Source organism: Sphingopyxis sp. DBS4, from assembly GCF_024628865.1.
Classification (GTDB): Bacteria; Pseudomonadota; Alphaproteobacteria; order Sphingomonadales; family Sphingomonadaceae; genus Sphingopyxis.
Map to the genome: position 1 here is coordinate 2,299,263 of NZ_CP102384.1, position 16,759 is coordinate 2,316,021.

The following is a 16,759-nucleotide window of genomic DNA, read 5'->3' on the forward strand; positions in this document are numbered from 1 at the left end:
CACGCCCTTGGGCGTGACACTGGCTGCGCGCTAGTCGCGGCCACCCGCTCAAGGGTCCGATCGACACAGCATAGCAACCGACAGCAGAAGAAGTTTTTCCATGACCATGCTCCGCGACCCCTCGGTCAAATATTCGGCCTTCCCGCAGGTTCCGCTGACGAACCGCGAATGGCCCTCCCGCGTCACCACGAGCGCGCCGATCTGGCTCTCCACCGACCTGCGCGACGGCAACCAGTCGCTGATCGACCCGATGGACGCCGAAAAGAAGACCCGCTTCTTCGACCTGCTCGTCAAGAGCGGGTTCAAGGAGATCGAGGTCGGCTTCCCCGCCAGCGGCGCGACCGATTTCGACTATATCCAGAACCTCGTCCGCTCGGGCCGCATCCCCGACGACGTCACGCCGCAGGTGCTGACGCAGAGCCGCGCCGACCTGATCCGCACCAGCTTCGACAGCCTCGCGGGCGCAAAGACCGCGATCGTCCACGTCTACAACGCGGTCAGCCCCGCGTGGCGCAAGATCGTCTTCGGCATGGAGATGGACGAGATCAAGGCGATCGCGATCGAGGGCGCGAAGCAGCTCCGCGACAATGCCGCGCGCCTCCCGCAAACGAACTGGCGCTTCGAATACAGCCCCGAAACCTTCTCGACCGCCGAGCTCGATTTCAGCATCGCCTGCTGCGAAGCGGTGATGGACATCCTCCAGCCGACCGCCGAAAACCCGATCATCCTCAACCTGCCCGCGACGGTCGAGGCGGCGACGCCGAACATCTACGCCGACCAGATCGAATATTTCGGCAAGAACCTGCCGAACCGCGACCGCGCGATCATATCCTTGCACACCCACAACGACCGCGGCACCGGCGTCGCGGCGGCCGAACTCGGCCTGCTCGCGGGCGCCGACCGCGTCGAGGGCTGCCTGTTCGGCAATGGCGAGCGCACCGGCAACACCTGCCTCGTCACCGTCGCGCTCAACATGTACACGCAGGGCGTCGACCCCGAACTCGACTTCTCGAACATCGACGAGGTCATCCAGACGGTCGAATATTGCAACAATTTGCCCGTCCACCCACGCCACCCCTATGGCGGCGAGCTGGTCTACACCGCTTTCTCGGGCAGCCATCAGGACGCGATCAAGAAAGGCTTCGCCGCGCGCGAACGCCAGAATGACGAAAAATGGGAAGTCCCCTACCTCCCGATCGACCCCGCCGATTTAGGCCGCAGCTACGAAGCGGTGATCCGCGTCAACAGCCAGTCGGGCAAGGGCGGCGTCGCGTGGGTGCTCGAACAGGACAAGGGCCTGAAACTGCCCAAGAAAATGCAGGCGAGCTTCAGCCACGTCGTCCAGGCTGTCGCCGACGAAACGAGCCGCGAACTCGGCGCCGACGACATCTGGCAGGCGTTCGAGCGCACCTATCTCGCCAGCGAAGCCAAGCGCTTCCAACTCGTCGACTGGGCCGAAACGCATAGCGGCGCCGACCGCATCTTCGCCGGCAAGCTCACCATCGACGGCACCGAACGCAGCGTCAGCGGCCGCGGCAACGGCCTGATGTCGAGCGTCGTCGCCGCCCTCGCCGAGAGCGGCGGCCCGCTGCTCGACATCGTCGACTATAGCGAGCACGCGATCGGCCAGGGCAGCAACGTGCAGGCCGCAGCCTATGTCGAATGCCGCACGGCGGACGGGAAAAGCCTGTTCGGCTGCGGACTGGATACGGACGTGGCGACGGCGAGTGTGCGGGCGATTTTGTCGGCGGCGAACGGGGCTGAGGGATGACGTTGGCGCAAAACCGTGATCCAGCCGTCAGCAGTTCTCTATCCCTCTAGCGCTTCTCGCACTTTCAGCCCTCTAAATTCGCGCTGAGCTTTTCCGTTCACTGCCTCGCGTGCGGCCAACGCGTAGTCGCTAGACAGGTTTGCCGCAAAAGCATTGAGCTTGTCAGCGGAGACCTGCGGCGATTGAGCGCGGAGTGCGGGCACTCGGCCTAATTCCGCTACAATAGAAAAGAAATTTGCCTTGTTCCACCAAATCGAATTTTCAGCGAAATTCATTTCGTCTATATATTCAGCAGTTTCATTAACCTGTTTCAAAATCTCTTCTTTTTCCGGAAAATTGTCCGATCTGTCTTCTAAAAACATCCGAACCCTATCATTCCTATTGTAGTATCCAGTGAGATAAGTGCTCATGACGTTCAGCACGAACATGAGAGGCACCTTTCGATCAAACTCGAACGGTGTGAATACCGGATTTCGTCTTATTAAATTGGAAAATGGTCCTTCTGCCTGTTGTACGATCCATGCCCATGTCGCATCATCAATCCCAGGATCGCGGCTAAAAACGTTCTCGGCAATTGGATTGGCCGCGTCAACGTTGACAACACCCTCCAACTCTTCAATCGCCGGCACGTCTTTAAGGATTTCCCCTGCCAGAGCACGGGCAACCAGAAGAAACTCTGATGCAGAATATTCAGAAGCAAGTTTTTCAATAGCGGAAAGAGCGTAGTAAGTTCTATTCAAACGATGAAAAACATCTTTCAATCGCTCATCACCGGCATCAAGATCAAAGTCAATAACTGCAACCTCGTATTTTAGAAACTCTTCTTTTTTCTTAGGGTCTAATTCTTTAAATAACTTGCCACCTACATCAAGCTTCCCATCGATAAAATCGCGGATAGCATTCAACCTCTGCTGACCATCTACGACGGCTTGACTCGCCGTCATGTTCTCGACGTCAATCGGTCCGCGAGCCAGGAATATCTGAGGAAACGGATACCCCTTTAAGATGGTGTCGATGAAGTCTCTCCGATGAGCATCTCGCCAAACCAAATTTCTTTGGAAGTACGGAGACAGTGTCAAAGAAGCATTCTTCATCGCTGCCGCCAAATCAACGATCTCTCTAGACCTAACAGTATATTTCAATTCGTTCTGCATCTCTTACCTCATCAGGGTATTGAGTGCGCTATCTTGCTTCCAGCAAAACGCATACTCATTTATATAAATTGCAATCGTAACGTTCCTGTAGAGCGCTGTATGCTTTCTGCTCAACTCGCCCTGGAATGTGCTCCACTTCCTAGATAGGTCGGAAAGAGGCATCGCATCGACCCTTATCATCCCTCTTCGTACGATCTGATCCCGAAGAAGGTCGACCCGACCTGAACCTGCCGTCCCGAATTTGGTGAGGTCGCTAAACGCACGGGTTGTCGTGATGACATCCATCCACGCGCGTTGAAAGAGGTATGGATCGATGCACGCGGCATCCAAATCGGAAACCCCTGGCTCAAACAGCTTATTCTTATGAACGCTAAAGCCGAGTTGTCCTGACCCACAGAAGCTAACAGAAGAGTACGGAATGTCCAAGAATCTCGATATATCAGTTTTTATCGAGAATTCGACATCCTCCCTCTTGTGCAGGGATGCTGCTCGTTCAGTTATAAATAATCGACGTGCACGCTCTTCGCGATCTGGAAAGCGCTTCCCAATATTCCGAACGGCGTCTTTCAAAGTCTCCAGAGTCACAAAAGATCGATTCCCCTCAATTCCCGATGTCCATTTAGCATCGCGCGTCGAATGTTCACGATAGAAAATTTCATTGTGGAGATAGCCCTAGAAGCGCCCTGCACTTTAACGCCTTTCCTACAATTCACCCATATGGTTCATTCGATCAGTTTCACCTGACCAAAAGGACGAACCGATGGACGAATCCCCCTACAACCCCGCCGATATCCCCGCCCCGTCCAGCTATCACTGGACGCCCTTGCTCCAGCGCGCGTTTCTGGAGGCCTTCGCCACCAACGGCTCGGTGAAGATCTCCGCGGCGAAGGTCTGCATGTCGCCGTCCGCCGTCTATCAGCTCAAGCAGCGGCCCGAGGGCGCGGCGTTCCGGCTCGGCTGCGCGGCGGCGGTGCTGATCGCGCGCGGGCGGCTCGTCGACGAATTGCTCGACCGCGCGATCTGGGGGCATGACGAGATGACCACCGTGATGCGCGAGGAGGACCGCAGCCTCACTAAACGCCGCCGCATCGACAGCCGCCTCGGCCTCGCGATGCTCGCGCGGCTCGACAAGATGGTCGAAACCCGCGCGCGGGCGGGCGAAGAGATGCTGGCGCAGGTCATCGCCGGCGACTGGCCGGGCTTCCTCTCGCTCTTCGATGCCGCCGAGGCCGCGCGCACCGCCGCCGCATCGGCCGCAGCGGCGCCCGACAGCGAACCCAACGCCGGCGCCGAAGCCGCACCCGCGGCTGGCCCGACCGAGGGCATGGCCGCCGCGCTGGCGCTCTGGCTCGCGGGCCGCGACAATCGCGCCAACCCGCTCGCCGCGCTGTGGCAGGGCACCGCAATCGCGAATGAAGTTGCGCGGTTTTCCGCCGATCCCGGCGGCGAACCCGAAGGCGCCGACGAAGAGGGGCCGACCCCCGAGGAGGCGGCTGCGGCGATGACCGTCTGGCACGACGATGTCACCGGCGACCTGCGCACCAATTTCCCGCCCCCCGACGACTATCTCGGCATCGAGGAAGGCCGGTTCGGCGACGAGGATTATGAGCGCTCGCTCGACCCCGACGAGGAGGACGCCTGGGAAGCCGCCGTCGCCGAGGCCCATGCCCCCTTGCGCCGCGCCGGCGAAGCCGCCCGCCGCGCCTTCTTCGGCCTCCCCGATCCCGCCAACGATCCCGCGCCGGAAAGGGCGAACCCGCGCAAGGCAGCCGGCGCCTGCGCGGCCTTGGCAAGTTATTAAAGTCCCGCGCTTAAAGTCGGACCATGGCCGCCCGTAACAACACGATTGACCAGGAAAGGTCCGCTTTCCTCTTACGTTTTCGCCATGATCCGGCGGGGCTCGTCTATTCGCGCGCACCGGGCGGTGAAGGACGGATGGTCAGCGAGGACGAAGCTGTTGCGATGCTCGTCGAGTTCGAGTTGATGTCACATCGCCATACACGCCGCTTTTCGCGATCGGTCTGGATAGCCGTCATCGGCTTTCCTCTCTTCGGCATGCTGGGCATCGCGCTCACACCGTTGTTCGGCTTGCTGGCGATCGGATCGCTTGTTGGCTGGTTCGTCGTCGCGGTCGTCCAGCGGCTGGCGCGCGCGAGATTCATTGCAAAGCTGTGGTCCCGGCTCGATCGCAATCCCCCGGTGCGCGCACTCTCCCGCAGCGAAAAGCTCGCCCGCGGATTTGCAGTCCCGTGGTGGCAGACTGCAATCTTCCTCTTCGTCATCATGCCCTTCACCTTCTTCGTCTGGGCTCCAACGGCGGCTCTGCCTGAACGCTGGCGCAACTGGCAAATGACCGCCATCGCGCTTCTCTTTGTGATAGCGATCGTCATGGTGGTCGGGCGCGGTATCTGGTGGTGGGTCAACCGATCGGCGGAGCGCCGAAGTCGCCCGACGGGCCCTCCCTGAAACCGGGAAGCGAGTGGCTGACGGCTCCAAACCTTGACTTTTCAGCCCTTATCCCTCATATAGGCCCCGCTATCGTCGCCTGCGACGGAAATTTACGGGCCCTTTCGGGGCACTATCTTCCCTTCACACGCTACCAGCTCCGCCGGTGCCTTTTGCCGGGGGATTCTCCATTTCCGTGAAAGGAAAACCATCATGCCGATCGGCACCGTCAAATTTTTCAGCCAGGACAAGGGCTATGGCTTCATCGAGAACGAGGACGGCTCGGGCGACAATTTCGTCCATATCACCGCCGTCCAGAGCGCCGGGATGACCACGCTGAACAAGGATCAGCGCGTCTCCTACGATCTCGAAACCGGCCGCAACGGCAAGACCTCGGCGATCAACCTCCAGTCGGCCTGATCCTTGGCCAAAGAGGAATTGATGACCTTCGAAGGGCAGATCGACGAGATCCTGCCCGACGGACGCTTCGGCGTCGTGCTCGAAAACGGGCACCGCGTGATCGTCTATACCGCCGGCCGGATGCGGCGTTTCCGCATCCGGTCGGTCGTCGGCGATGCCGTCCGCGTCGAAATGACGCCCTATGACCTGACCAAGGGCCGCCTCGTCTACCGCGAACGCGGGGGCGGGCCGGTCCCCCCCAGCCAGCGCAAGCGGCGCGGGCTCTGACCGAAGGAGCCGGTGCGAAACCGTGCCGGCTTCCAACAACCAAAACACTGAAGTTTAAAGATAAAGATGATGACTATGTTCAACAACAATTCGATTTTCCCCGCTCTGCCCGCGCTGTCGCTGGCCGGAAAGGCGCAGACGGCAATCCTGCCGCGCCGCCGCCGCCCGACGCTGTCGCGCCGCGAGCTTCGGCGTATCATCGCCGATATGGTCGACTGACCCAAAGCTGAAAGGAGGCGCCGCCGTGTCGGCCACCATCGATTTCTATCTCGCCCAGGCCGAAAAATGCTCGGCGGAGGCCGAAGCCTCGCCGCTGACCCAGGTCCGCGACCGCAATCTGCGCGCCGCGGCGGCGTGGCAGGCGATGGCCGACAAGCTGCTCGATGCCGAACGGCTACGCGCCGAAAAAGACCGGCACGCGGCCGCCGCGGCCCGGGGCTGAGCCCTGCAGGGAACATCGGCCGCCGACTCCCGTCCCGGCCTACCCGGCCCTGGCATTATCGCTATGCCATCCTCTCTTGCGCGACCTTCCGTTTACGTTAAGGTCAGTTTCAAACCGCAACCGGAGAGACTGATTCATGGCCCTTCCCCCGATCTTCGACCGTCTGCGCCTGCCCGTCATCGGCTCGCCTCTGTTCATCGTTTCGGGGCCCGAACTCGTCATCGCCCAGTGCAAGGCCGGGGTGGTCGGCAGTTTTCCCGCCCTCAACGCCCGCCCGCAGTCGCTGCTCGACGAATGGCTGCACCAGATCACCGAGGAGCTCGCGGCGTGGGACCGCGCCAACCCCGATCGCCTCTCGGCCCCCTTCGCGGTCAACCAGATCGTCCATAAATCGAACGACCGGCTCGAAGCCGACATCGCGACCTGCGAGAAGTGGAAGGTGCCGATCACCATCACATCGCTCGGGGCGCGAGAGGAACTCAACCAGGCGGTCCATGGCTGGGGCGGCATCACGCTGCACGACGTCATCGACGATCGTTTTGCCCGCAAGGCGGTCGAAAAGGGCGCCGATGGTCTGATCCCGGTCGCGGCGGGCGCCGGCGGTCATGCCGGCCGCCAGTCGCCTTTCGCGCTGATCCAGGAAATCCGCGAATGGTTCGACGGCCCCGTCGCGCTGTCGGGGGCGATCGGCCACGGCCGCTCGATCCTCGCCGCGCAGGCGTGCGGCGCCGACCTCGCCTATATCGGCAGCGCCTTCATCGCGACCGCCGAAGCCAATGCCGAGGACGGCTACAAGAACGGCATCGTCGAGGGGCGCGCCGCCGACATCGTCTATTCGAACCTCTTCACCGGCGTTCACGGCAATTATCTCCGCCAGTCGATCGTCGCGGCGGGAATGGACCCCGACGCGCTGCCCGAAGGCGACCTCAAGACGATGAATTTCGGTTCGGGCGGCAACACCAAGGCGAAGGCGTGGAAGGACATCTGGGGATCGGGCCAGGGCATCGGCGCGATCCGCGGCGTGCGCCCGGTCGCCGACTTCGTCGCCGAACTCGAAGCGCAATATATCGCCGCGCGCCGCGAGCTGGAGGCGAAAGTCCGCCTCTAGCCTTCGCCGAACAGCCGGCCGATCGCGTCGTCCAGATAGGGACGGTCGGCGAACAGCCGCATCGGGTCGCGGCGGTTGAGCCAGAAGGCGCCGCCGTGCCGGTCGGTCAGCGCGCGCCGCATCACGTCCTGCAACAGGCGCAACCGCATCGTCGCGGTCCGCCGGGCGGCGCCAAGATCAGCGGGCGCCTGCAGCGCGAAATGGGCGCGAATCCGCTCGACCCGCGCCGCCAGCACATCGTTGTAATCGCGGTGCGGTCCGCGATGGAGCGCGTGGCCCGACGACAGTGCCGCGCTCTCGCACGCCGGCAACATCAACCCGTTGCGGTCGAAGCGGTGCAGCGCAAAGCCATCGGCGCGCAGCTGATCGAACATCGCGGCCATTTGCGGCCACCGCAACAGACCGACCGGGATCAGATGGTGGCGCTGGAAACCGGCGCGGGGCGGCGGAGCACCTTGCCACCAGCGCCCCGCCATCAAAGGTCGCTGCCGAATTCCACGCGGACAGTGCCGCTCCCATCCGCTTCATCCGCCACCGGAGTCAGCGACACCCACTCGCCGGGGTCGAGCCCGCGGAGCCGCCGCGGCGCGGCGACCGGGCCGTTCAACAGGATGTCGAGCGCCAGCCGTGCCAGCCGCCGGACCATTTCGGCAACCGTCCAGCCCACGGGAATCCGCCCCTCGATCTCCTGCCCGCCGAACAGCGCCAGTCCCCGGGTTCGGACGATCGCCCCGCCGCCTGGTGCATCGCTGCGGCGAAAGGCGACGAGATGCAGCACCGGCGGCATCCCGCTCGCCAGCATCTCGGCGATCGCATCGCGAAATTGGGGCGCGTCGGTCCACAGCCGCGCCGGGGTCCAGAAAATATGGCTCGCGTCGAACAAGTCGATCAGCAGCACCATCGCCTTGAAGAATTCGCGCAAGCGCACCGCCATATCCCCGGCGGTATCGAGGCTTCCTTCCGCCTCGGGAATCACCGCCCACACACGCCCCACATCGCGCCATGTCTCGTCCAAGCGCGGTGCGAGCTGGCTGGTCGCCGGGTGCAACGGATCGGCAAGATCGAGCGTGTCGGCCGACGCACGCCCGATCAGCGCCGAGGTCGATCCGAACCGCACGCGAACCAGCGGCGCTTCGGCCCGCATATCCTTCGTCGTCACGGTTTCGGGACGAAGCCCCATGCGGCGGAGCGCACCCATGAATCCGGCTTCGCCGCCGTCGCCCATTCTCCCGACGATCAGCGCAAAGGGTTCCGGCACCACCGGCATGATCGGCCTGTTGCTGCTCTCCGTCCGCATGTCGCTGGTCGCCCTGCCCGAGGGATCGATCCTGCATCGCAAGACTTGTCCGAATGTTCAAACGCTTATTCTGACATTGCGGTAAGTTAACCCGGCGAACGTCAGATCGCGACCTGGCTCCCCAGTTCGACCACGCGGTTCGTCGGCAGGCGGAAATATTCCATCGCGCTTTCCGAGTTGCGCAGCATCCAGGCGAACAATTTCTCGCGCCAGATCGGCATGCCGGGCTTGCTCGCGGCGATCAGCGTCTGGCGCGACAGGAAGAAGCTCGTCTCGAGCATCTTGAACTCGCCGCCGCAGCCGGTGACGCGCTTCAGCGCCTCGGGGACATCGACCGGCTGCATGAAGCCGTAATTCAGCACCAGCCGGTGGAACCCCTGCCCCAGGTCGTCGAGCTGGCAGAGCCGCTCCTCCTGCACGAAGGGCACGTCGGCGATCTTGATCGTCAGCAAGATGATGCGTTCGTGCAGCACCTTGTTGTGCTTGAGGTTGTGAAGCAGCGCGTGGGGCACCCCGTCGGACGAGGAGGTCATGAACACCGCGGTCCCCGGCACCCGCGTCGCGCTGTTCGCCGCCGACTTGACGAAGATCGGGATCGGCATCGCGCCCTCGGCCATTTCCTGCTGCATCAGCTTGCGCCCGCGCGACCAGGTCGTCAGCATGGTGAAGATGGTGAGGCCGATCGCCAGCGGCACCCAGCCGCCGTCGGGCACCTTGATCAGATTGGCGCCGAGATAGGCGATGTCGACGATGAAGAAGACGGCGAGGATCGGAATCGCCTTCCAGGCCGGCCAGCGCCACAGCACGAACAGCACGACGCTCATCAGGCAGGTGTCGATGAACATCGCCCCCGTCACCGCAATGCCATAGGCCGCGGCAAGATTGCTCGACGATCCGAAGAAGAGGACGAGCAGGATGACCATCACCATCAGCCCCCAGTTGACCACGGGGATATAGATCTGCCCCTGCGCCGAGGCGCTGGTGTGGTCGACGCGCAGCCGCGGCATGAAGCCGAGCTGGATCGCCTGCTGGGTGAGCGAAAAGGCGCCCGAGATCACCGCCTGGCTGGCGATGATCGTCGCCAGCATCGCCAGCAGCACCACCGGCACTTTCCACGCATCGGGCATCATCAGGAAGAAGGGATCCTGGATGAGCTGCGCGGTCGGCGCGACCTCGCCCGCGAGCACCATCGCGCCCTGCCCCATATAATTGAGCATCAGCGCGGGAAGCACGAAGCAGAGCCACGACAGGCCGATCGGCGCGCGCCCGAAATGCCCCATGTCGGCATAGAGCGCCTCCGCCCCCGTCACCGCGAGCACCACCGCGCCGAGGGCGACGAAGGCGGTGAAACCGTCGAGCCAGAAGAAGCGCAGCGCATTGATCGGGTTGAGCGTGTGCATCACGATCGACGGATGGTCCACGATATGCGTCACCCCCAGGATCGCGAGCATCAGGAAGTAACAGAGCATGATCGGCCCGAACAGCGCCCCGACCTTCGCGGTTCCGCGCGACTGGATCGCGAACAGCCCGATCAGGATCGCGAGCGCGATCGGCACGATATAGGGTTCGAACCCGCGGCTCACATATTGCAGACCCTCGGTCGCCGACAGCACCGACATCGCCGGGGTGATCATCGAGTCGCCATAGAAGAGCGCGGTCGCGAACACGCCGAGCAGCACGATCGGCCAGGTCCAGCGCTTGCCCTCCGACGAGCGGCTGATCAGCGCCAGCAGCGCCAGGCTGCCCCCCTCGCCCTTGTTGTCCGCCTTCATGATCGTCAGCACATATTTGAAGGTCACAACGAGCATCATCGACCAGAAGACGAGGCTCAGCACGCCATATATGTGCAGCCGGTCGGCCTCGATCGAATGATGACCGGCGAAAGTTTCGCGGAACGCATAGAGCGGACTCGTCCCGATGTCGCCGAACACCACGCCGACCGCGCCGACGGCAAGCTTCAGCTTCCCATCGCTATGATGTCCGTGGCCGTAATGGGCCGTTTCGGCAGTTGTCGTCACGCGTCCCGCGCCGCTTTCCGCCCGTTGCGACTCAGCAGTCATGGCGGCCCTTTAAACGAGCCCGCGGAAGGATAATAGGTTCCAAATCGGGACGCGCCTCAGGGCCCGGCCGGCGACTCGGGCGGCAGACCGGCCCCCATCGCCTGCCGAAGCTGCGCCAGCCGCATCTCCAGATCGGGACGCCACGGCGCGTCGGCGGGGGAGCGCTGCAAAAGCTGGTTCCACACGGCCTCGGCACCCTTCAGGTCGCCGCTCTGCGCCATCGCGAGCCCCGCGAAAAAGGGCGGCGCGGGATGGCTCGGATCGCGCTTCGCCGCCTCGTCGAACGCCAGTGCCGCCGCGGGCGACATCACCCCGCCGCCATGCGCGACGAGCGCATTGCCGAGCCCTACCCATAGGTCGACATTGTCCGGATAGCGATCGAGCCCTTTTTCAAGCGTCTGGGCCGCGAGCTCGGTCTTGCCGGTGCGCATGAAGCCGTCGGACATGCCGATCCATTGCGCTGCCGGGCCGAAGCGGTTGGCCATCCCCTGCTGCCGGTCAGTGATCGCTTCGCCGAAACCCTCGGGCTCGGTCGCCTTGGCAACCGGATGGCCGGGCAGCGCGGGGCTGCCCTGCAAAGCATAGCCGGTCAGCCCCAGCATCACCGCCGCGCCGGCGAGCGGACGCGCCGCAACAGGCAGCCGACCGAGCCAGAAGATGCCTCCGACGGTCAGCGCCGCCGCGATCAGGATGAGCAGCCAGATCATGCCTCGCTCTCCCCTTCGCTGCCGATGTCGCCGCGCCGGAAACGCCCGAAGGCGAGCCAGCCGCCGAGCGCAAGGAACAGCAGCGGCCCAAGCCACAGCAGCGCCGTCGCCGCATCGAAGGGCGGGTCATAGCTCACCCAATTGCCATAGCGCGCGACGAGCCACTTGCGGATCGCATCGGGGCTCTCGCCCGCCGCGATCTTGGTGCGCACCTCGTGCCGCATGTCGCCTGCGAGCGGCGCGTCGCTGTCGGCGATCGACTGTCCCTGACAGACGAGGCAACGCAGCGTCTCCATCAGTTCCTTGGCCTTCGCTTCCTGCGCGGGATCGCGAAGCTGCTGATAGGCATAGGGTGCGGGCGGCAGGCGGTCCTGTGCGGTGGATGACGGCATCGACCCGAGAGACAGAACCGCGAGCAAAAAAGCCCACGCGCCCCTGCGGAGGCAGGGGCCCATCTCCCGCCGCCGCGCTCCGGCGCAGCCGGCCGTTTGATGGCGCGCCTTTCGGAGATGGGCTCCTGCCTGCGCAGGGGCACGGCGATGTTGAACCAGCTCTCTCACTTCATCGCTTCCAGCTTGGCGACGATCTCCGGCACCTGATCGGCGAGGATCACGCCCTGAATTTGCTCGCGGATAATCCCCTTGCCGTCGATCAGGAAGGTTTCGGGCACCCCCGACGATCCGAGCGCAATCTGGACGCTGCTCTGCTGGTCGGACCCTATTCGCTCGAACGGATTGCCGTTTTCCCGCAGGAACTGCGCGACATCCTCGGGGCGGTCGCGGATCGCGATGCCGTCGATCGGCACCCCCGCAGCTTTCAGCGCTTCCAGCTGCGGCGCCTCCGCGCGGCACGGGATGCACCAGCTTGCAAACACATTGACCAGCCGCGGTTTGCCGTCGGCGAGCTGGCTGCTCTTCAACCCCTCGACGCCGGCGGTCGCGGGCGGCAGGTCGAACAGCGGCATCGGCTTGTCGATCCATTGCGACTGGATCAGCGTGTCGTTCGGCACCGTCAGACGATAGATGAACGCACCGAACAGCAACCCCATGATCGCCAGCGGCACGAACAGAACCCAGCGGCTCCTCATGCGAAACGCTCCTGCGCCTTGCGGGCGCGCCGCGCACGCCAGATTTCGAGCAGTTGCGCGCGACCGAGCAGCGACAGCGCCGCGCCGATCGCGATCAGCGCCCCGCCGAGCCAGATCCACCACACCAGTGGCTTCCACCACAGGCGAAGCTGATAGCGGTCGGCGGTCCCGTCGGCTCCGGTCACCGGCTGCCCGAGCACCGCGTAAAGTTGCCCACCCGGCCGCGTCAGCAGCGCCGCTTCATTGGTCTCGGTCGGCGGCCCGCCCATCAGCCCGGGGAAGGTCCGCGCCGCCGGATGCAGCGTGAAAGAGGCGCCCGACGGCGTCGTCGCGATCAGCGTACCCTCGATCGCGGTGTAATTCGGCCCCACGATCGGCTTGACGCCCGCGAATTTTACCGAGAAGTCGGCGACCGTCACCGTCTCGCCCGGCGCTGCCGCGACGAGCCGTTCCTTGATAAAGGCGCTTTCGGCGCCCATGCCGGCGAGCGCCACCGCGACCCCGAAATGCGCGATCACCATGCCCCAGGTCGGCAGCGGCGTGCGGCGGAGGTTGCGGCCCCAGAGGGGCGCGAGGCTTGCGACCCCGACCAGCCCCGCGACCGTCATGCCGAGCAAGGGCAGCACCCCGACCTTGCCCCCGAACAGGACCAGCCCGAACAGCACGATCATCGCCGCCAGCACCGCGACGGGCAAGCGCGACCAGAGCTTCTTCCCATCGTCCTTGCGCCAACTCAGCAGCGGTCCCGTGACCATGACAAGACAGAGGATCAGCGCGAGCGGCCCCGCGACCTTGTTGTAATAGGGCGGACCCACCGAAATCTTCTCGCCCATCGCCTCGGCAACGATCGGATAAAGGGTGCCGAGCAGGACAAGCGCAAGGATCGTCGTCAGCAACAGATTGTTGATGACCAGCGATCCCTCGCGGCTCAGCAGCGCGAATTTCTTGCCCTCGGCGACCGCCCCCGCCCGGAACGCGAAGAGGGTCAGCGCGCCGCCGATATAGATGAACATCAATGCGAGCAGGAAGGTGCCGCGTTCGGGATCGACCGCGAAGCTGTGAACGCTGGTGAGCAAGCCCGATCGGACAATGAACGTCCCGACCATCGACATCGAGAAGGCGATCACCGCGAGCATCACCGTCCATGCGCGCAAGGCGTTGCGCGTTGCGGTGACGCTGACCGAGTGGAGCAGCGCGGCGCCCGCGAGCCACGGAATCAACGAGACATTCTCGACCGGGTCCCAGAACCACCAGCCGCCCCAGCCGAGTTCATAATAGGCCCAATAGCTCCCCGCGGTGATCCCCAGCGTCAGGAAAATCCAGCTCCCGAGCACCCACGGCCGCATCGCGCGCGCAAAGGCGGGCCCGATCTCGCGCGTGATCAGCGCCCCGACCGCGAAGCTGAAGGCGACCGAAATCCCGACATAGCCGATGTAAAGCGTCGGCGGATGGAAAGCGAGGCCAGGGTCCTGGAGCAGCGGGTTGAGCCCCTGCCCGTCGGGCGGCGCGACCGGAAGCCGCTTGAACGGGTTCGACGAGAAGAGGAGGAATGCGAAGAAGCCAAGGCTGAGCGCCGCCTGCGCCGCAAGCGTCGCGATCAGCGTGTCGTTGCGCAGCCTTTTCTCGAAGATCGCGACGAGCGCGCCCGATAGGCCGAGGATCGTCAACCACAGCAGCATAGATCCTTCGTGATTGCCCCACGCTCCCGCCACCTTGAACAGCATCGGCTTCAGGCTGTGGCTGTTGCGTACGACGAGCTCGACCGACATGTCGGACCGCACGAATAGGGTGATGAGCAGCAGGAAGGCGACCGCGGTCAGCACCCCCTGTGCGACGCTCGCCGGGCGCACCAGCGCCGCTAGATCGTCCTTGCCGGTGCGGACATAGGCTATGCCCGCGACAAGCGACAGGCACGCCAGCGCCGCCGCGATCCACAGGAGCGCAAGACCGAGTTCGGCGATCATGGATTCGTCGCCCCCGCGCAGGCGGGGGCCGCGGTCGTTTTACGCGGTGATGCTGGATTTTGCCTCCAGCGGCCCCCGCCTGCGCGGGGGCGACGGTAAGACATCATCATTCCCCCGGCACCAGCTTCATATTCTTCGGCATCTCGCCCATCTGCGGCGGCATGTAGCGCTCGTCATGCTTGGCGAGGATGCGATCGGCCACGAAAACGCCATCGGCGCGCAGCCGGCCGTCGGCGACCATCCCCGCGTTCTCTGCGAACAGGTCGGGGACGATGCCGGTGAACTGGACCGGGATCGACGCCTTGCCGTCGGTCGCGGTGAAGCGGATCGTCACGCCGTCGCTCTGGCGTTTGATACTGCCCGCTGCGACCATGCCGCCCAGCCGCATCGCCTCGCCGACCTCGGCCTTGCCCGCCTTCACTTCGGCGGGCGTGCGGAAATAGGCGGCCTCGTCGCGAAGCGCACTCGCCGCGAGCACACCCGCGCCCGCGACACCGCCCAGCGCCACCAGCGCCAATATCAGTCGTTGATGCTTCGCTTTCATTTGCGGTCCCTACGCAGTGCGTCGCTGCGCTTTTCTGCCTTCGCCATCGCATGCCAGCTATGCCACAGCACAGCACCGGTGAGCAGCGCCGTCAGCGCATAGGCCGCGACCACATAGGCCCATTGCCCACCCCCGCTGATCACCCCCGCCATGGCTCAAAACCCCTCGTCGTCGTCGGCCAGCCGCCGCAGCCTTGCCGCAACGCGGTTGTCGGCGATGATCCGCCGCATCCGCATCAGCACGATCGCCCCGAACAACAGCGAAAAGCCGAGCACGGTCAGCCCCAACGGCCACAGCAGCGAGCCGTCGATGCTCGACCCGCCCAGCGTGATACTCGGCCCCTGATGCAGGCTGTTCCACCACACGACGCTGCGGTTGATGATCGGAATGTTGATCGCGCCGACCAGCGCATAAATCGCCGCGCCGCGCGACAGCGACCCGCCCTGCCGCTGGCCTTCATCGCCCGTCGTCAGCGCAATGAAGCCGGCATAGAGAAAGAGGAGGACGAGCATCGAGGTCATCCGGCCATCCCATTCCCACCAGGTGCCCCAGGTCGGCTTGCCCCAGATCGACCCGGTCGCGAGGCAGAGCGCGGTGAACAGCATCCCCGGCACCGCAATTGCGCGCGCCGCGATGCCCGACAGCGGATGGCGCCAGACGAGCTGCACCAGCCCCGCGATTGCGAGCGAGGTCCAGCCACCCATGCCAAGCCAGGCAGAAGGCACATGGACATAGAGGATTCGGGCGGTCTCGCCCTGCTTCGCTTCACCGGGCACCATCGTCAGTCCGGCAAAGGACCCGGCGAGCAAAAGCAGCAACCCGACGCCGAGCAGCCACGGCGTCAGCGGCTTGGCGATCGCGAGAAAGCGGGTGGGGTTGGCGTAAGCGTGCATCGGTCTCGCGTCGTCTTTAGGTGAGGCCGGTTTGCCGGTCCAGTGAATTGCCTGGCGCGACCCGGCGGCGCTTCTCTCGCCCGCCGGAGCTGCGAGGTCAAGCCTCAGGCCGCGTCCAGATCCAGCTTCCGGTCACAGCCGCCGCGATCACCGGCGCCATCACCCACGGCCAAGGCGAAAAGATCGCCGCGAGCACGATGCTGAAAGCGAAAGCTGCGGTCGCCGCGATCTTGCCCTTGCGGCTGATCGCGCCCTTCTCGCGCCACGCGACGATATGATGGCCGAATTGCGGGTGGGTCAGCAGCCAGGTCTCAAGCCGCGGCGACGAGCGCGCGAAACAGAAGGCGGCGAGGATGACGAACGGTACCGTCGGTAGCAACGGCAGGAACGCCCCGATTGCGCCGAGCCCCAGCGACGCCCAGCCGGCGACCAGATAGAAATGCCGTTTCATCGCCGGCGAGGCTTAGCGGGTTTTCCCGCTGACGCCATCCTATACCGTCGCTCCTGCGATCCCATGCCGTCGCCCCCACCAAAGCGGGGCCGCTGTCGGTCTTACCCGACACAGCGGAGGAAAACGACAACGGCCCCCGCCTTCGCTGG

At 64.2% G+C, this 16,759-nt stretch carries 20 protein-coding genes; 8 read left to right on the forward strand and 12 right to left on the reverse strand.

Annotation, left to right across the window (positions count from 1 at the left end):
• The first annotated feature begins 106 nt into the window (after nt 1-106).
• A complete protein-coding gene (leuA, locus tag NP825_RS10930; protein WP_257551378.1) occupies nt 107-1,771 on the forward strand; it encodes a 2-isopropylmalate synthase in 1,665 nt (554 codons plus the stop codon).
• 38 nt (nt 1,772-1,809) lie between these two features.
• Here leuA and NP825_RS10935 read toward each other — a convergent pair whose 3' ends face one another.
• Entirely contained in the window at nt 1,810-2,925 is a 1,116-nt protein-coding gene (locus tag NP825_RS10935) for a DUF262 domain-containing protein (RefSeq protein ID WP_257543302.1), read from the reverse strand.
• A gap of 760 nt (nt 2,926-3,685) precedes the next feature.
• Between NP825_RS10935 and NP825_RS10940 the strand changes: the two genes are divergently transcribed.
• The 7 genes from NP825_RS10940 (at nt 3,686) to NP825_RS10970 (ending at nt 7,607) form a co-directional block, all read left to right on the forward strand.
• Nucleotides 3,686-4,726, forward strand: a complete 1,041-nt coding sequence (locus tag NP825_RS10940; protein WP_257543303.1) for a hypothetical protein — start codon at nt 3,686-3,688, stop codon at nt 4,724-4,726.
• Between the two features lie 23 nt (nt 4,727-4,749).
• Nucleotides 4,750-5,391, forward strand: coding sequence for a hypothetical protein (locus NP825_RS10945; protein ID WP_257543304.1), 642 nt, complete (start codon nt 4,750-4,752; stop codon nt 5,389-5,391).
• A gap of 192 nt (nt 5,392-5,583) precedes the next feature.
• Nucleotides 5,584-5,790, forward strand: coding sequence for a cold-shock protein (locus tag NP825_RS10950; RefSeq protein ID WP_257543305.1), 207 nt, complete (start codon nt 5,584-5,586; stop codon nt 5,788-5,790).
• A gap of 3 nt (nt 5,791-5,793) precedes the next feature.
• On the forward strand, nt 5,794-6,057 hold the full coding sequence (gene infA / locus NP825_RS10955; RefSeq protein WP_136173950.1) for a translation initiation factor IF-1: 264 nt from the start codon (nt 5,794-5,796) through the stop codon (nt 6,055-6,057).
• Between the two features lie 69 nt (nt 6,058-6,126).
• Nucleotides 6,127-6,276: a hypothetical protein gene (locus NP825_RS10960; protein WP_257543306.1), complete on the forward strand. Its 150-nt coding sequence runs from the start codon at nt 6,127-6,129 to the stop codon at nt 6,274-6,276.
• 25 nt (nt 6,277-6,301) lie between these two features.
• The gene (locus tag NP825_RS10965; RefSeq protein WP_257543307.1) at nt 6,302-6,499 is read left to right on the forward strand and encodes a hypothetical protein; all 198 of its coding nucleotides are present in this window, start codon (nt 6,302-6,304) and stop codon (nt 6,497-6,499) included.
• A 136-nt stretch (nt 6,500-6,635) separates the two neighbouring features.
• Complete coding sequence (locus NP825_RS10970) at nt 6,636-7,607, forward strand: nitronate monooxygenase family protein (protein WP_257543308.1); 972 nt, start codon at nt 6,636-6,638, stop codon at nt 7,605-7,607.
• Here the strand turns inward: NP825_RS10970 and NP825_RS10975 are convergent.
• From NP825_RS10975 to NP825_RS11025, 11 genes are all read right to left on the reverse strand, one after another.
• A complete protein-coding gene (locus NP825_RS10975; RefSeq protein WP_257543309.1) occupies nt 7,604-8,083 on the reverse strand; it encodes an AHH domain-containing protein in 480 nt (159 codons plus the stop codon). The genes NP825_RS10970 and NP825_RS10975 overlap by 4 nt on opposite strands.
• A complete protein-coding gene (locus tag NP825_RS10980; protein WP_257543310.1) occupies nt 8,083-8,904 on the reverse strand; it encodes a hypothetical protein in 822 nt (273 codons plus the stop codon). The genes NP825_RS10975 and NP825_RS10980 overlap by 1 nt, the downstream gene beginning before the upstream one ends.
• A gap of 101 nt (nt 8,905-9,005) precedes the next feature.
• Nucleotides 9,006-10,964: a potassium transporter Kup gene (locus tag NP825_RS10985; RefSeq protein ID WP_257543311.1), complete on the reverse strand. Its 1,959-nt coding sequence runs from the start codon at nt 10,962-10,964 to the stop codon at nt 9,006-9,008.
• Between the two features lie 56 nt (nt 10,965-11,020).
• Complete coding sequence (locus NP825_RS10990) at nt 11,021-11,671, reverse strand: tetratricopeptide repeat protein (protein ID WP_257543312.1); 651 nt, start codon at nt 11,669-11,671, stop codon at nt 11,021-11,023.
• Nucleotides 11,668-12,063: a cytochrome c-type biogenesis protein gene (locus NP825_RS10995; RefSeq protein ID WP_257543313.1), complete on the reverse strand. Its 396-nt coding sequence runs from the start codon at nt 12,061-12,063 to the stop codon at nt 11,668-11,670. Before NP825_RS10995 ends, NP825_RS10990 begins: the two co-directional genes overlap by 4 nt.
• 164 nt (nt 12,064-12,227) lie before the next feature.
• The gene (locus NP825_RS11000) at nt 12,228-12,758 is read right to left on the reverse strand and encodes a DsbE family thiol:disulfide interchange protein (RefSeq protein ID WP_257543314.1); all 531 of its coding nucleotides are present in this window, start codon (nt 12,756-12,758) and stop codon (nt 12,228-12,230) included.
• On the reverse strand, nt 12,755-14,722 hold the full coding sequence (locus tag NP825_RS11005; protein ID WP_257543315.1) for a heme lyase CcmF/NrfE family subunit: 1,968 nt from the start codon (nt 14,720-14,722) through the stop codon (nt 12,755-12,757). Before NP825_RS11005 ends, NP825_RS11000 begins: the two co-directional genes overlap by 4 nt.
• A gap of 106 nt (nt 14,723-14,828) precedes the next feature.
• The gene (gene ccmE, locus NP825_RS11010) at nt 14,829-15,266 is read right to left on the reverse strand and encodes a cytochrome c maturation protein CcmE (RefSeq protein ID WP_257543316.1); all 438 of its coding nucleotides are present in this window, start codon (nt 15,264-15,266) and stop codon (nt 14,829-14,831) included.
• The gene (locus NP825_RS11015) at nt 15,263-15,418 is read right to left on the reverse strand and encodes a hypothetical protein (protein ID WP_257543317.1); all 156 of its coding nucleotides are present in this window, start codon (nt 15,416-15,418) and stop codon (nt 15,263-15,265) included. Before NP825_RS11015 ends, ccmE begins: the two co-directional genes overlap by 4 nt.
• A gap of 3 nt (nt 15,419-15,421) precedes the next feature.
• Complete coding sequence (gene ccmC, locus NP825_RS11020; RefSeq protein ID WP_257543318.1) at nt 15,422-16,159, reverse strand: heme ABC transporter permease CcmC; 738 nt, start codon at nt 16,157-16,159, stop codon at nt 15,422-15,424.
• A 97-nt stretch (nt 16,160-16,256) separates the two neighbouring features.
• Nucleotides 16,257-16,610, reverse strand: a complete 354-nt coding sequence (locus NP825_RS11025; protein ID WP_257543319.1) for a YbaN family protein — start codon at nt 16,608-16,610, stop codon at nt 16,257-16,259.
• Between the last annotated feature and the right edge of the window lie 149 nt (nt 16,611-16,759).